At 34.5% G+C, this 15,017-nt stretch carries 13 protein-coding genes; 5 read left to right on the top strand and 8 right to left on the bottom strand.

Going from position 1 to position 15,017, the window contains the following annotated elements; all coding sequences use genetic code 11:
• The first annotated feature begins 3 nt into the window (after nucleotides 1-3).
• The 5 genes from ftsH to H7F21_RS16120 all read left to right on the top strand — a co-directional run bounded on the left by ftsH (nucleotide 4) and on the right by H7F21_RS16120 (nucleotide 4,398).
• The gene (gene ftsH, locus H7F21_RS16140) at nucleotides 4-1,959 is read left to right on the top strand and encodes an ATP-dependent zinc metalloprotease FtsH (protein ID WP_185790343.1); all 1,956 of its coding nucleotides are present in this window, start codon (nucleotides 4-6) and stop codon (nucleotides 1,957-1,959) included.
• A gap of 103 nt (nucleotides 1,960-2,062) precedes the next feature.
• Nucleotides 2,063-2,671, top strand: a complete 609-nt coding sequence (locus H7F21_RS16135; RefSeq protein WP_185790342.1) for an LUD domain-containing protein — start codon at nucleotides 2,063-2,065, stop codon at nucleotides 2,669-2,671.
• Entirely contained in the window at nucleotides 2,671-3,492 is an 822-nt protein-coding gene (locus H7F21_RS16130) for a phosphatidate cytidylyltransferase (RefSeq protein ID WP_185790341.1), read from the top strand. The genes H7F21_RS16135 and H7F21_RS16130 overlap by 1 nt, the downstream gene beginning before the upstream one ends.
• The gene (locus tag H7F21_RS16125) at nucleotides 3,482-4,135 is read left to right on the top strand and encodes a phosphatidylserine decarboxylase family protein (protein ID WP_185790340.1); all 654 of its coding nucleotides are present in this window, start codon (nucleotides 3,482-3,484) and stop codon (nucleotides 4,133-4,135) included. The genes H7F21_RS16130 and H7F21_RS16125 overlap by 11 nt, the downstream gene beginning before the upstream one ends.
• On the top strand, nucleotides 4,132-4,398 hold the full coding sequence (locus H7F21_RS16120; protein WP_185790339.1) for an acyl-CoA-binding protein: 267 nt from the start codon (nucleotides 4,132-4,134) through the stop codon (nucleotides 4,396-4,398). The genes H7F21_RS16125 and H7F21_RS16120 overlap by 4 nt, the downstream gene beginning before the upstream one ends.
• 165 nt (nucleotides 4,399-4,563) lie before the next feature.
• Here H7F21_RS16120 and H7F21_RS16115 read toward each other — a convergent pair whose 3' ends face one another.
• The 8 genes from H7F21_RS16115 to H7F21_RS16080 all read right to left on the bottom strand — a co-directional run bounded on the left by H7F21_RS16115 (nucleotide 4,564) and on the right by H7F21_RS16080 (nucleotide 14,960).
• Nucleotides 4,564-5,520: a dimethylarginine dimethylaminohydrolase family protein gene (locus H7F21_RS16115; RefSeq protein ID WP_246431504.1), complete on the bottom strand. Its 957-nt coding sequence runs from the start codon at nucleotides 5,518-5,520 to the stop codon at nucleotides 4,564-4,566.
• 20 nt (nucleotides 5,521-5,540) lie between these two features.
• The gene (locus tag H7F21_RS16110) at nucleotides 5,541-6,827 is read right to left on the bottom strand and encodes a citrate synthase (RefSeq protein WP_185790338.1); all 1,287 of its coding nucleotides are present in this window, start codon (nucleotides 6,825-6,827) and stop codon (nucleotides 5,541-5,543) included.
• A 155-nt stretch (nucleotides 6,828-6,982) separates the two neighbouring features.
• Nucleotides 6,983-9,550 carry a DUF7619 domain-containing protein gene (locus H7F21_RS16105; protein WP_185790337.1) on the bottom strand — a complete coding sequence of 856 codons (2,568 nt, stop codon included), beginning with the start codon at nucleotides 9,548-9,550 and terminating at the stop codon, nucleotides 6,983-6,985.
• 105 nt (nucleotides 9,551-9,655) lie between these two features.
• Entirely contained in the window at nucleotides 9,656-10,948 is a 1,293-nt protein-coding gene (gene eno / locus H7F21_RS16100) for a phosphopyruvate hydratase (protein WP_185790336.1), read from the bottom strand.
• A 225-nt stretch (nucleotides 10,949-11,173) separates the two neighbouring features.
• Complete coding sequence (locus tag H7F21_RS16095) at nucleotides 11,174-12,043, bottom strand: ExbD/TolR family protein (RefSeq protein ID WP_185790335.1); 870 nt, start codon at nucleotides 12,041-12,043, stop codon at nucleotides 11,174-11,176.
• A gap of 129 nt (nucleotides 12,044-12,172) precedes the next feature.
• The gene (gene carA / locus H7F21_RS16090) at nucleotides 12,173-13,276 is read right to left on the bottom strand and encodes a glutamine-hydrolyzing carbamoyl-phosphate synthase small subunit (protein WP_185790334.1); all 1,104 of its coding nucleotides are present in this window, start codon (nucleotides 13,274-13,276) and stop codon (nucleotides 12,173-12,175) included.
• Between the two features lie 145 nt (nucleotides 13,277-13,421).
• On the bottom strand, nucleotides 13,422-13,895 hold the full coding sequence (gene rplQ / locus H7F21_RS16085; RefSeq protein ID WP_185790333.1) for a 50S ribosomal protein L17: 474 nt from the start codon (nucleotides 13,893-13,895) through the stop codon (nucleotides 13,422-13,424).
• A 72-nt stretch (nucleotides 13,896-13,967) separates the two neighbouring features.
• On the bottom strand, nucleotides 13,968-14,960 hold the full coding sequence (locus H7F21_RS16080) for a DNA-directed RNA polymerase subunit alpha (RefSeq protein WP_185790332.1): 993 nt from the start codon (nucleotides 14,958-14,960) through the stop codon (nucleotides 13,968-13,970).
• Nucleotides 14,961-15,017 lie beyond the last annotated feature (57 nt).

Below are 15,017 nucleotides of genomic sequence, written 5' to 3'. Positions count from 1 at the left end.
ATAATGGCAAAAGACAATAAAAATTTAAACAAAAAACCTAAACTAAATCCATATTGGATATACGGGGTAATAATAGCGGTATTTTTATCTATACAATTATTCTCAGGTGGCTTTGGTGGTTCTACAGGAAAACAAACCACACCATCCCAATTTTTGGATTATTTAAGTAAGGGCGATGTAGAGACCGTAGAAATCGTTAATAAAAGAGAAGCAAGAGTATATTTAACTAAAGAAGCGCAGCAGCAAGAGGTTCATAAAAACTCGAAGCCTAAAACGATTTTACCTTCGGTAAGTCCGCTTCCAAATTATAAATTTGAATTCGGTGACCTTCAGAATTTTGAAAAGGACATCAACCAAATTATTACAGATAATAACCTTTCTACCGAAGTTAAATACGAAACCGAACAAAATGTCTGGGGAGATTTCTTATTGACGCTCTTACCTTTCATTTTAATCATTGGTGTTTGGATATTTATTATGCGCCGCATGTCTTCTGGAGGCGGTGGCGGAGCTGGAGGGCAGATTTTCAATATTGGAAAGTCTAAAGCTAAGCTTTTTGATGAAAAGTCAGATACCAAAACATCATTTAAGGATGTTGCTGGATTAGAAGGTGCTAAAGAAGAGGTGCAAGAAATTGTAGACTTTCTAAAGTTCCCAGAAAAATATACTTCACTTGGTGGAAAAATTCCGAAAGGAGCCTTACTTGTAGGACCTCCAGGGACAGGTAAGACCTTATTAGCCAAAGCCGTTGCAGGTGAAGCTAAAGTACCTTTCTTCTCGTTATCAGGTTCTGATTTTGTGGAAATGTTCGTTGGTGTAGGTGCTTCTCGTGTGAGAGATCTATTTAAGCAAGCCAAAGAAAAATCACCATCAATTATTTTTATTGATGAGATTGATGCTATTGGTAGGGCAAGAGGAAAAAACAACTTCTCAGGTTCTAATGATGAAAGAGAAAATACCTTAAATCAACTTTTGACAGAAATGGACGGTTTTGGTACTAACACCAATGTTATTGTCTTGGCAGCAACCAACAGAGCTGATGTCTTAGATAGTGCTTTGATGCGTGCTGGTCGTTTTGATAGACAGATTTATGTTGATCTACCAGATGTAAGAGAACGTAAGGAAATTTTCGAGGTGCATTTACGACCTCTTAAAAAGGAGGAAACTTTAGATGTAGATTTCTTGGCAAAGCAGACGCCTGGCTTCTCGGGTGCTGATATTGCCAACGTTTGTAATGAAGCAGCATTAATAGCTGCTAGAAAGGGCAAAAAAGCGGTAAATAAACAAGATTTCTTAGATGCTGTAGATAGAATTGTTGGAGGACTAGAAAAGAAAAATAAGATTATTACACCAGACGAAAAACGCGCTGTAGCATTTCATGAAGCTGGTCACGCCACCGTAAGTTGGATGTTAGAGCATGCTGCTCCATTAGTAAAGGTCACCATAGTACCTAGAGGACGTTCACTCGGCGCTGCTTGGTACTTACCAGAGGAACGCCTAATTGTGCGTCCTGAGCAAATGCTGGATGAGATGTGTGCTGCATTGGGTGGTAGAGCTGCCGAAAAAGTAATTTTTGATAAAATATCTACAGGCGCTTTAAGTGATCTAGAAAAAGTGACCAAGCAAGCAAGAGCTATGGTAACTATTTACGGACTTAGTGATAAAGTAGGTAATTTAACTTACTATGATTCATCTGGTCAATCCGAATATGGCTTTACAAAACCTTACAGTGAACAGACGGCAGAACTTATTGATAAAGAAATTTCAGATATTATTGAAGCTCAGTACGATCGTGCCGTAAAGCTTCTAGAACAACATAAAGATAAACTCACCGAATTAGCCGAAGTTCTTTTGGACAAAGAAGTCATCTTTAAGGATAATCTTGAAAAGATATTCGGGAAACGAGCTTTTGAAAAACCAGAAACGGTGTCAGAAATCATTAAAGAAGAGGAAGAATAAACCTTAGAGTAATCATATAAAAAACTTAAATCGACTATCTGTTAATTTAAGTTTTTTTATATTTGGTAAATTCACTAACTAGAGGATTAATAGCAACAGTTGAATGAGCTTATTTCGTAAATTCTTCGGAAAAAAATCTGACGAGTCCGAAGAACACATACCAAATCAGGAGCGAGGTAAATATATGCCTGAAGTTAAGTTGCCTGCTGATGAGCGATTTACGATTAATTTTAAGGCAAACGGTGGAAAATTCCTCTATTGTGAAAACATGGAAGAAGTTAAGGATAGTTTCAACTCCATTTTAGATGAAAATAAATGGCGTAATGACAAAGTATTTATGATAGATGAACGTTTGTCTGCGCTCTTCAATGATTTTAATCTCAATAGCACCAAAAAAATTTCGGAGAGTAGTTATTTTTTATCCACTTGTGAATATTTAATATCAGATGACGGCTCATTATTGATTTCTTCAAATCAGATTGCTGAAAAAAAATTACAAGAACTGCCAGACCATTTTATTATATATGCAACCACAAGTCAATTTGTAGAGAATATTGGTGAAGGTTTAAAAGGCATCAAAGAAAAGAGTAAAGCTTCAATCCCAACAAATATTACTACCATAAAGCATTTTAAAACTGCAGACGATAAGGACTTTTTAACTTATGGTAGCAGTGCCAAAAATTTATATTTACTTCTACTAGAAGATCTATAATGAAAGAATTATCTGTTAGAGCCATCTCTGGTGCTATATATGCCCTATTGCTTATTGGTTCGTTGTATTTTCAAACTGGACTTATTATTATTCTTGCACTTTTTGGAATTATAAGTTTAATGGAATTTAGCAAACTGATTAAGCTCAATGCCTTTGCTCAGTATATCATATTTATTCTTCTATACATTTTCTTTTGGTTTATCTGCATATACAAATCGGATGTTGTGAGTAGTGATGAGGCTACCAATATTTTATTGGTCGTTACCATTTTTGTGAATCTTATTCTTTTAAAGGATTTGTTCACCTTTCAAAAAATACCGCTTTTCCAAACCAAACGCTATATCACCACCACCTTTTATTTAAGTAGTGGTTTTATTTTTATGTTGATGATAGCCAACTTTAAAAATACATTTACACCCTTATTGTTATTAGGTGCCTTTATTTTAGTTTGGGTTAATGATAGTGGTGCCTATTTAGTAGGTAAGAATTTTGGCAAGCAGAAATTATTCCCGAGTATTTCACCTAAAAAAACTGTAGAAGGGTTTTTAGGAGGTTTATTTTTTTCATGTATAGCAAGTTATTTTATTGCTATTTACACTGAGACTTTAAACTCTACAAATTGGTTAATACTAGCTATAATTGTTAGTGTCTTTGGCACATTTGGAGATTTGATAGAATCTAAATTTAAGCGTCAGGCTGGTGTTAAGGATAGTGGTGTTATTATGCCAGGACATGGAGGACTTATGGATCGGTTAGATAGTCTTATCTTTGCATCACCATTCATTTATTTATTTTTAAGAATCGTTAGCTATGTTTCATAAAGAAGGTCATAAAATTATATTCATTACACTTGTCATCGTTGTAGGATCATTTTTCTTGATTGATGCGTTCATCATGAACGAATGGTTAAGGAAAGGCCTAATGATTGCCGTTCTTGTATTCTTCATTTTGATTCTTCAATTCTTTAGAAATCCAAAACGTCATACACATGCTGATAAAACGCACGCACTCTCCCCCGTAGATGGCAAAGTCGTGGTGATTGAGGAAGTGATGGAGAATGAAGTATTTAAAGACAAGCGCATTCAAGTTTCGGTTTTTATGTCGCCAATAAACGTACATGTTACTAGATATCCCATAAGCGGTAACATAAGCTATAGCAAGTACCATCCTGGTAAATATTTAGTGGCTTGGCATCCAAAAGCCAGCGAAGAAAACGAACGTACCACTGTAGTAGTAGAAAACGAAAGCTTTGGCAAAGTTCTCTACAGACAAATTGCTGGAGCGTTGGCTAAACGTATTGTTAACTATGCCACTTTGAATAGTACTGCCGTACAAGGTGATGATTCTGGATTCATAAAATTTGGATCTCGGGTAGATTTATTTTTACCTTTAGATGCAGAGATTAAAGTAGAACTCAATCAAAAAGTTCGAGGAGGCGAAAGTATCATTGCCGAAATGAAATGACATCGGAAGAATTAAATATAGAGTTTGAAGCAGCTGTAGAGCGCGTAAATGCGCATACAGAGCCTTTTCCAGCTGATTTCCTACTTCGTCTATATGCCTATTACAAAAAAGCCACTAACAATTACAGCAGACCAAGTAGCAAAAAACCTATCATCAACGCTTTTAAGACCAATGCACTATTTCAGGTGCAGAATATAAGTGAAGACCAAGCCAAGCAAGAGTATATAAATCTTGTGAATAATTATTTTCTGTATCGCAAGTAAAATAAGAACAAAGACGGCTATGCTGATAGAACCAAGAACAGAGACTTAGTTTTAAAAGTGTATTACTAAACAGCAATCACAAATGCTTAGTAAAAAACAACAACGCTTCACTTTACAAGTCTTGCATTGAGTCTTTTTTTATCTTGATTCTTAAATCAAAGAAAACTAATCCCTGATCAGAGGCATGGTAGAACAGCGCAATAAACCTTCCTGTTTTGCAATTTCAGCATAAGGTACTTCTTCAACCGTAAAACCGTTATCTCTTAACCAAGTATTCAAGCGTGTAAAGTTCTTTTCAGAAATTATAACATCCTCAGAAATGGAAAATATATTACTATTCATATCGTACATTTCGTCCTTAGTAATTTCAAAAACATTCTTCTTTCCAAAGAAATTGACCAACCATTCATATTCGCTTTCAACTAAAAATCCATTTTTATGAATTATGGCTTTATCTTTTCCTACGGGTTGAAAACAACAATCCAAGTGCAAGGCATTATCTTTTGGATCGGTATTGGATTTACGCAACTCAAAAGACTTCACGATTTTATGAGGAAATAACTCTTGAATAGCAATTACAGCGTCTACATTAGTGCGTGCGGTAATATAATCTGGATAGTCTTCACCAGAATACGTACCTATAAAAATATAGTCGTTCCAAGGCATAACGTCGCCGCCTTCGACATGACATTCGTCTGGTAAAATAATTCTATTTTTCTTTTCTACATGTTCCCAAACATACTCTGTTGCCTCTACTTCACGTTTCCGATCAGGTAGAATATTGGCAACTACAATTTTATCTTCTATAACGAAAGAAATGTCTCTAGCGAAAATTTGATTATAGTCTTTCAAGACTTTCGGTCTGTAAACTGTAACATCATACCTTTCCAATACTTTGGCAACAGCTTCCATTTCCTTTATCATATCGACTTCTTTCGGATAAGTACCAGCCAATACATGCTGCCGACTTTTTGGATCGTAACAATCTTCTACTTTGGGCGTAGGACCGTTGCTTTCTGCAGTTCCTAAGATAACAGCTCTAAGACGTGATGTCTCATTTTGAATGTTTAGTTTCATTACCTGCGAAAATACAAAAAGCACCATTAATAAAATGGTGCTCATTGATACAGTTTGTATATAAATTATCTTTTATCGATCGTCTTAAAATCTCTATGCGTCTCTCCAACGTATAATTGTCTTGGTCTGCCAATAGGCTCGTTACGTAAACGCATTTCTCGCCATTGTGCTATCCAACCTGGCAAACGACCTAGTGCAAACATTACGGTGAACATTTCCACGGGAATTCCCATTGCTCTATAAATAATACCTGAATAGAAATCTACATTAGGATATAACTTTCTATCTACGAAATATTGATCCTCTAAAGCCTCTTTCTCTAAACCTTTGGCAATATCCAAAATAGGGTCTTCAACACCTAAATCTCCCAATACCTCATCAGCTGCAACCTTAATAATCTTTGCTCTCGGGTCGAAGTTTTTATAAACGCGGTGTCCAAAGCCCATTAAACGGAAAGGATCGTTTTTATCTTTAGCTTTAGCCATATACTTTTTGGTATCACCTCCATCCTCTCGAATCGCTTCAAGCATTTCTAAAACCGCTTGATTGGCCCCTCCATGTAATGGTCCCCAAAGGGCCGAAATACCTGAAGCCAAAGACACAAATAAACCTGCGTGCGACGAACCAGCAATTCTTACAGTGGATGTAGAACAGTTTTGCTCATGATCTGCGTGCAATATTAATAGTTTATCCAAAGCGTTTACCAAAATAGGATTTTGCTCATATTCACTATTTGGCTTTTTAAACATCATCTTAAGGACATTCTCTACATAGCCTAAATTATCATCACCATACTCTAAAGGCAAACCATGTTTCTTACGCATGGTCCATGCCACAAGAATTGGGAACTTTGCTAATATTCTAACAATCGCATTATACATGGCCTCCTCAGAGTTAACATCTACTGAAGATGGATAGAATGCAGTAAGAGCACTAGTTAACGACGACAGCACTCCCATTGGGTGAGCTGCTTTGGGAAAAGCATCCAAAATCTTTTTAATGTCGTCGTCTACAACAGATTTATCCTTTATATCTGCTTCAAATTTATTGAGCTGTTCTTGCGTTGGTAGTTCTCCAAAAATTAACAAATAGGCCACTTCTAGAAAGTCTGCTTTTTCAGCAAGTTCCTCAATGGAATAGCCTCTATACCTTAGAATCCCTTTTTCACCATCTAAAAACGTAATGGCACTTTCGCAACTTCCCGTGTTTTTATATCCTGGATCAATTGTTATGACGCCTCCGGTTGCATTTCGTAAGGTTTTGATATCAATAGCAACTTCATTTTCTGAACCCACTTTTAAAGGGAATTCGTATTTATCGCCATTAATTTCCAAGGTAGCTTTATCTGCCATAGTTTTATTAGAGTTTATGTAAATTTTAAAGGACTGTAAATTTACGAAATATCAAACGATTTCGGAAGTCAATTTATAACGGTTTTAACAATTGAAGTATTTACCTTTTCTATGAAAAAAAGATCTTTAATAATACAAGTTGTTAGATATAATATCTATTTCTTGATAAGTTGCTGAGTAAGCCTGTTTCCAGATAAAGATGAAACCTCTAAAAAGTATATACCACTTCTATAATTTGAAATATCGAGTAAATGAATAAGGGCATTAACACTTATGCTTGAGAGTTCTCGACCCTGAACATCATAAAGGGTAATAGACTCTATTGTAGAATTGGCTTCAATAGTTACACGATCTTTTGACGGATTTGGGAAAATAACAAAACTATCAGTCGACCGAGTATCTTCAATCGATAATAACTGAAAACTAGTTTCTGCATTATTTGTCTCTATTGGGAAATTAAAATCAAAGAATATTTCTGCTTGTTGAGCAACAGAATCTCCAACGCTTAAGGTATCCAAGGTCTTTATTTTAAACACAATATTACCCATTTCATTTGGCCCTAAACTAAGTGTCTCAAACAAAAATTCAACGGTGGAGTTCGTTATTCTTGTCGCCATATCGTGAGAACTATGCATGACTTGAAAAGACGACAAATCAAATTTAGTCCCATCAATGATATCCTTGACCACCACAAAACTTGTTGGTGCAGTTCCTGTATTTTCAAATCTGATGTTATAGTGCAGGTATTCTCCAATTTTTTCAGGCGCAACTGTACCACTTTCAAGACATGTGATGTCGTTTGGATCATATGAACCTATGACAACCTGTTCTAGCCTAAAGGTATTATCATTTGGAATTTCATCACCCGAGATTGGGTTAATGACTGCGGTAAAATCTAGGACATCGTCAATATTTACAGCAGGTGTTTCCATTGGTGAGTTGACATTAAAAACTACATCTATCGTTCTACGTTCAAAAGGGTTTAGGTCTGCGTAATTCCAAGACATGTTTCCTGGTGTTTGTATATCTGGTACTGCAGAGGTTGATATTAGGTCTAAAACACTATCATTATAGGTAAAGTCAACACTACCTGAGAGTACTTGATTCCCTTTGTTCTTATAAACAATTTGGTAACTAGCATCAAAACCAGGTTGTGCAGCTACTATGGGTACTATAACTATTTCTAAATCATTGTGTGTACCATTTGGAGTGATACAGAAATCTTGATTGACTGTATTGTTTAAATCTATAAACGGAATTTGTACATTAGAAGGCGACACCGAAAACCAAGATGGATTCTCAATGTTGGGTATAATGTCATATGTCCCTTCGTTAGTATAAAAAGTGTATTCTCCTGCGTTATTGGAAAATGTAATACCAGAATCCATGCCATCTGATATATCTAATCTTAGGTTAGGATAGCTCAGATCATTCGTATCGCATCCATTATCGTCCGAATCAAAAATGATATATCCAGAAATAATATTATAATCACCTCCTGGTATAAAAGTGCAGTATTCGCTCAAAGGGACTACACTAGGACCTATCGCCACACCACCATTAGAAAGTTCGTTTGAATCTATACAGACAGTTTCTAGATTTGGGTTATTAAATATCTGAACCAACTCATCAATATTTCCATTTTTTATATTAACATAGACAAGAGATTCGTTGCTTGAAATATTTGCAAAATTAATTAAGAAATTATTACTAAGATCAACAGAGACGAGTTGATTATTTGCAACCTCAAGACTATATAATTCTTGATTTTGACTTACATCAATTTCTGAAATAAGATTATTATTAAGTCTAAGTGAGTTAATTGCTAAATTTCCTGAAGCATCAAGAGACGTGATTTGATTATTGGTAATATCTAACAGTTGTAAAAGTGGATTTTGTGAAATATCAATTTCGGTTAAAAAATTATTATCGCATCTGACATGTTCTAAAAGGGCATTATTAGTAAGATCTAGTGCGGTAAGTTGACCATTTATACATCTAAAAGTTACTAAGTTTAAGTTTTGCGATAAATCTACACTAGTGAAAATAACATCAGACGAATCAAATACTTGTAAATTAGTATTATGCGATATATCAATACTATTAAGCGAATTTAGGTTTGATAAACCTAACGATATCAAGTTAATATTAGATGCCAAATCAAGAGTTGAAATTAGTGGAGCAATAATACGTAACATCTCAAGACTTACATTATTTGATATATCTAAACTATTTATAGAACTAGAAGCTAAATATAAATTCTTAAGCTGTAAATTTTGACTTAAATCTATATCGATAAGAGGATCACCTACACTAAGTATTTCTAAGTCTACTAATGAACTAAAATTGAAGTTAGAAATATTATTCCAAAGCATGTCTAGCTCAACTAGTTGAGTATTTTGGCTTAAATCGAGAACCGAAATTTGATTTTGGCGACACTCAAGTTTTTCTAAATTAATAAATGCTTCAATACCTGTTAAATCACTTATTTCGGAAAAATTTAAATTTAATGAAATAACTTCTTCCGCTTCATAGACCTGTATTTCACCATCATAATTATAATCGATCACGTCATATCCATAATTTAAAATTTCGGCTATCTGATTTGATGAGCTAGCTTCCAATAGTTTTGCCTTAAAATTAGCATCTGGTATATTAACGATTTGCGCTTGGCTATTGGCTAAAGCAAAAAAACAAAGTACGAGTAGCAAAAGTTGTTTCATATTTCAATTTAAACAATAGTGACAAGACTATCAATTCTTTTACCAAAAAAAACCTATTCAAATCGATGAATAGGTCTTTTTTTAAGTTCATTATTTGGTAAGCCTTTACTTCACCTTAAACGCATTTTCTTGTGGAAAGTAAGCGACATCGCCTAATTCTTCCTCAATGCGTAATAACTGGTTGTATTTTGCCATACGGTCGCTACGAGACGCAGAACCCGTCTTAATCTGTCCTGTATTTAAAGCGACTGCTAAATCTGCTATAGTATTGTCTTCGGTTTCACCGGATCTGTGTGACATTACAGAGGTATAACCTGCATTGTGTGCCATATTTACTGCGGAAATCGTTTCAGTCAACGTACCGATTTGGTTTACTTTAATTAAAATAGAGTTAGCAATACCTTCAGAAATACCTCTTCCTAAGCGCTCTACATTAGTTACAAATAAATCGTCACCAACCAACTGTACTTTATCTCCAATCTTTTCGGTTAGATATTTCCAGCCGTCCCAATCATTTTCATCCATACCATCTTCTATAGACACTATTGGATATTTAGATGCTAAATCCGCTAAATAATCTGCTTGTTCTTTACTCGTTCTTACCACTCCAGATTCGCCTTCAAAAATAGAATAGTCATACTTTCCATCTTTATAGAATTCTGCTGCTGCACAGTCTAACGCAATCTTTACATCATCACCTAAAGTATAACCGGCTTTAGTCACTGCTTTTTCTATGGTATCCAAGGCGTCCTCAGTACCACCTTCTAAGTTGGGTGCAAATCCACCTTCATCACCTACAGCTGTACTTAATCCTCTATCATGTAATACTTTCTTAAGATTATGGAAAATCTCGGTTCCCATTTGCATGGCATGTGTAAAGTTCTTTGCTTTTACAGGCATTACCATAAACTCTTGAAATGCGATTGGCGCATCACTATGCGAACCTCCATTTATGATATTCATCATTGGTAATGGTAGCGTATTCGCTGAAACACCTCCAACGTATCTGTACAATGGCATACCTAATTCGTTAGCTGCTGCTTTCGCTACTGCTAAAGACACACCTAAAATGGCATTAGCGCCCAATTTTGATTTATTCTTAGTGCCATCTAAATCGATCATTAATTGATCAATTGCATTCTGCTCAAATACAGAAACACCTAATAATTCTTGAGCTATAATAGCGTTGACATTCTCTACGGCCTTTGAAACCCCTTTGCCCATATAAGCATCTCCACCATCGCGTAATTCGACTGCTTCATGCTCTCCAGTAGAAGCACCAGAAGGTACTGCTGCTCTTCCCATAATTCCACTTTCGGTAACCACATCTACTTCTACCGTTGGATTTCCTCTTGAATCTAAAATTTGTCTTGCGTGTACATTAATTATAATGCTCATTATGTTTGTGTGTTAGTTAACTTTAATTTGAAAATAAAAATTGAGATACTGAAACAAGTCCAGCATGACAAACCTTGTAGGTTCATCAAAATTACAAAAATCCTAAGCGCAAAACAGAACAAAAATCATATTTGCGATTAATATTTACTAAAATGTTTTCGTAACTAAAAAAACGCAATAAAGATTAGTATTTATTGCGTTTTTTACAACAGTATTCTGCAACAACTAGTTACATAATTTGATATCTGACTTTTCATGAATCTTTTCTATTTCACTAGACAACTCAAAAAAATAGCCTCTCTTTTTAATCTCCAAGTTTTTATAGTCTTTTATAGCACTTATATAATTGGAGTATTTTAAGTTCTCACTAAATCTAACAAAAACTATATCTTGAGAATAAAAAAGAGTTTCGAGTTTTTCCTTATCATCAAATTTTATGATTTCATTATCTTTTTCGAAGCCTACATTGGTTAAAGTAACACAAGAGTATTTTTTCCCTTCCAAAGCTTCTTCAATAGCCGCTTTACTATCCGAATAAATTATGTATTGCGAGTCAAAAAACCAATTAGGTTGTGGAGGCGGTGGAGGCGGGATCCCATCAAATCCACCAAGTTTTCCTAAACTATCATTGTAACGTTTATTCCTTTCTTGTTCTTTTTTTGTCAAAATTTTATTTGGCCTTTTAAGATGATAAAACGATTGATGATTTGTCCATGATATCCCTTTAAGTATATCTTTATCTTCAATAGAATTTGTTTTGTAATATAACCTTTCAAAGTATGCGCTAGCAAGCTGGCTTTTAATTTCGTCTATAACACTGTAGCTAGAATTATTATCAACATAAAGAAATACCTTTATACGCATTTGAACCTCAAATGGCATCTTATATCTTAAGTACGATAACTCTTTGGCTAAATCAAATACTCTGATGGGTTCTTTTTCTAGATAAACCTCATTATTTTCATCTACATAAATGCTTAAAAGTGGTGTAAATCTATTTATTTTTATTTCATCTTCACCCTCTGGCAATTCTATTGATGATACTTGCGCATTTAAAACTGTTGTAAACAGCAAAAAGCTAATAAGTAACTTCATATCTATATTGGCTATTAAATAGTTGATAAAACTAGAACTTATATCCATATCAATCAATACGTAACATTACGTATTTCGCAATTTTATAATAAAAAAAAGCAACAAAATTGATTTTGTTGCTTTTTTTTGTCAGTTATTTTTAATATTCTCTATAAACTGGTCAAATAAATATACCGAGTCGTTTGGTCCAGGACTTGCCTCTGGATGGTACTGCACCGAAAAGCAGTTTTTATCTTTTATCTTAATACCAGCTACCGTATCGTCATTAAGATGTATATGAGTAATTTCAACATTGCTTTTTGCTTCGGTTTCTTCCCTATTGATAGCGAAACCATGATTTTGAGATGTAATCTCACCTTTACCTGTTACTAAGTTTTTAACCGGATGATTGATACCTCTATGACCATTGTGCATTTTGTAGGTAGAAATACCATTGGCCAAGGCTATAACTTGGTGCCCTAAGCAAATACCGAATAATGGTTTGTTTCTAGAAATAATTTCTTTAGCTACAGCTTGAGCCTCAACTAAAGGTTCTGGATCGCCAGGACCATTGGATAAGAAATAACCATCTGGATTAAATGCCTCTAAATCTTCAAACTTAGAATTGTATGGAAATACTTTGATGTAGGCATCTCTATTTGCCAAATTTTCAAGAATATTCTTTTTAATACCTATATCTAATGCTGATATCTTATAAGTTGCATTTTCATTTCCATAAAAATACGGTTCTTTAGTAGAAACTTTTGAAGCTAATTCTAAACCTTCCATGTTTGGCTGTTCGGCAAGTTGCTTTTTTAAACCCTCTATGTTATCAACTTCTGTAGAAATTACAGCATTCATAGCACCATGATCTCTAATATAACTCACCAAGGCTCTTGTATCGACATCTGCAATCGCTAAAGTATTATGTTTTTCAAAGTATTCTTCCAAGGAGGCATCTCCTGCAGGTCTAGAATACTCAAAACTAAAATTTTTACAAATTAATCCAGCAATCTTAACAGTATCGGACTGATTTTCATCCTCCTTTGTACCATAATTACCAATATGTGCATTGGTAGTTACCATTAACTGCCCATAATACGACGGATCGGTAAAAATTTCTTGGTAACCTGTGGTACCTGTATTAAAACATACTTCACCAAAGGCTGTACCTTCTTTACCTATGGACTTCCCATGAAAGATGGTGCCATCAGCTAATAAAATAAGTGCTTTTTTTCTTTGTTTGTATTTCATAGTCTAAGTTGTTAAAGAAGTTCCCATATTTATGGGTATTATAGTTTCACACTTCGACATGCTCAGTGCATTGCAAAATTCCAAAAAAAAAGGATAAACTTAAAAAGTCTATCCTCTATATTTATTAATCGTTATTAACACTCGATTATTCTTCTTCGTTAGTAGCTTTAGTTTCTACTGGTGGAACAGCAGTAGTGCTCTTCTTACCACCTCTTCTACTTCTACGCGTTTTCTTTTCAGGCTTACCAGAAGTGTAGATATCGTTGTAATCTACCAATTCTATCATCGCCATATCAGCGTTATCACCCAATCGGTTTCCTAATTTGATAATACGTGTATAACCACCCGGACGATCAGCTACCTTTGCAGCAACATCTCTAAACAACTCAGCCACAACTTCTTTTTGTTTTAGTCGAGACATCACAATTCTCCTGTTGTGAGTTGTATCTTCCTTTGATTTTGTAATTAAAGGCTCTACAAATTGCTTTAAAGCTTTTGCTTTTGCAGTAGTTGTGTTAATACGCTTGTGCTCTATTAAAGAACAAGCCATATTGGCTAACATTGCTCTCCTGTGAGCCGTTTTTCTACCTAAGTGGTTGAATTTTTTTCCGTGTCTCATGACATTTGTTTTATCATCTTGCTACCAAACTCATTATTTGAGGAGCAAAATATGATTAATAATTAATTATAATTAGTCCTTATCTAATTTGTATTTACTTAAATCCATTCCAAAGTTAAGACCTTTAACGTTTACTAGTTCTTCTAGCTCAGTTAACGACTTTTTACCAAAGTTTCTGAATTTCATTAAATCATTTTTGTTGAATGATACTAAATCACCCAATGTGTCAACTTCTGCAGCTTTTAAACAGTTTAATGCACGTACAGAAAGATCCATATCAACTAATTTAGTTTTCAATAGTTGTCTCATGTGAAGTGATTCTTCATCATAAGTTTCGGTCTGTGCAATTTCATCAGCTTCTAAAGTGATACGCTCATCTGAGAATAACATGAAGTGGTGAATTAATATTTTAGCTGCTTCTGTTAAAGCATCTTTTGGATTGATTGATCCATCAGTTCTAATTTCAAAAACTAATTTTTCGTAATCCGTCTTTTGCTCAACACGGAAGTTTTCGATACTATACTTAACATTCTTTATAGGTGTATAAATAGAATCCGTAAAAATCGTTCCGATCGGCGCAGAAGCTTTTTTATTTTCTTCAGCAGGAACATAACCTCTACCTTTTTCGATAGTCAATTCCATGTTGATGTTTACTTTAGGATCTAAGTTACAGATCACTAAATCCGTATTTAATACTTGGAAACCAGAAATAAACTTCTGAAAATCACCTGCAGTGATTTGCTCCTGTCCTGAAATAGAAATAGTAACCGTTTCGTTATCAACTTCATCAATCTGACGCTTAAAGTTAACTTGCTTTAAGTTTAGGATCATTTCAGTAACATCTTCAACTACACCAGAAATTGTAGAAAATTCGTGATCTACACCTTCTATTCTAACTGAAGTGATTGCAAAACCTTCTAAAGAAGATAATAATACTCTCCTTAAAGCATTACCTACTGTTAATCCGTATCCTGGTTCTAAAGGTCTGAATTCGAACTTACCTTCGAAATCAGTAGAATCAATCATGATTACTTTATCGGGCTTCTGAAAATTTAATATTGCCATCTTTTCTTCTTTTAATTGTTATTTAGTTGCGCGGTCTATAAGTTTGAAGAAGTCCAA

The sequence above is a fragment of the Winogradskyella flava genome (genome assembly GCF_014243395.1).
In the GTDB taxonomy this organism is placed as follows: Bacteria; Bacteroidota; Bacteroidia; order Flavobacteriales; family Flavobacteriaceae; genus Winogradskyella; species Winogradskyella flava.
Note: the sequence above shows the minus strand (reverse complement) of the source record. Positions and strands in the feature narration are given on the sequence as shown.

Excerpts from the sequence above, each read along its gene's own strand:
- ftsH (WP_185790343.1), top strand. The coding sequence starts at position 4 with ATGGCAAAAGACAATAAAAATTTAAACAAAAAACCTAAACTAAATCCA.
- H7F21_RS16135 (WP_185790342.1), top strand. The coding sequence starts at position 2,063 with ATGAGCTTATTTCGTAAATTCTTCGGAAAAAAATCTGACGAGTCCGAA.
- H7F21_RS16130 (WP_185790341.1), top strand. The coding sequence starts at position 2,671 with ATGAAAGAATTATCTGTTAGAGCCATCTCTGGTGCTATATATGCCCTA.
- H7F21_RS16125 (WP_185790340.1), top strand. The coding sequence starts at position 3,482 with ATGTTTCATAAAGAAGGTCATAAAATTATATTCATTACACTTGTCATC.
- H7F21_RS16120 (WP_185790339.1), top strand. The coding sequence starts at position 4,132 with ATGACATCGGAAGAATTAAATATAGAGTTTGAAGCAGCTGTAGAGCGC.
- H7F21_RS16115 (WP_246431504.1), bottom strand. The coding sequence starts at position 5,520 with ATGAGCACCATTTTATTAATGGTGCTTTTTGTATTTTCGCAGGTAATG.
- H7F21_RS16110 (WP_185790338.1), bottom strand. The coding sequence starts at position 6,827 with ATGGCAGATAAAGCTACCTTGGAAATTAATGGCGATAAATACGAATTC.
- H7F21_RS16105 (WP_185790337.1), bottom strand. The coding sequence starts at position 9,550 with ATGAAACAACTTTTGCTACTCGTACTTTGTTTTTTTGCTTTAGCCAAT.
- eno (WP_185790336.1), bottom strand. The coding sequence starts at position 10,948 with ATGAGCATTATAATTAATGTACACGCAAGACAAATTTTAGATTCAAGA.
- H7F21_RS16095 (WP_185790335.1), bottom strand. The coding sequence starts at position 12,043 with ATGAAGTTACTTATTAGCTTTTTGCTGTTTACAACAGTTTTAAATGCG.
- carA (WP_185790334.1), bottom strand. The coding sequence starts at position 13,276 with ATGAAATACAAACAAAGAAAAAAAGCACTTATTTTATTAGCTGATGGC.
- rplQ (WP_185790333.1), bottom strand. The coding sequence starts at position 13,895 with ATGAGACACGGAAAAAAATTCAACCACTTAGGTAGAAAAACGGCTCAC.
- H7F21_RS16080 (WP_185790332.1), bottom strand. The coding sequence starts at position 14,960 with ATGGCAATATTAAATTTTCAGAAGCCCGATAAAGTAATCATGATTGAT.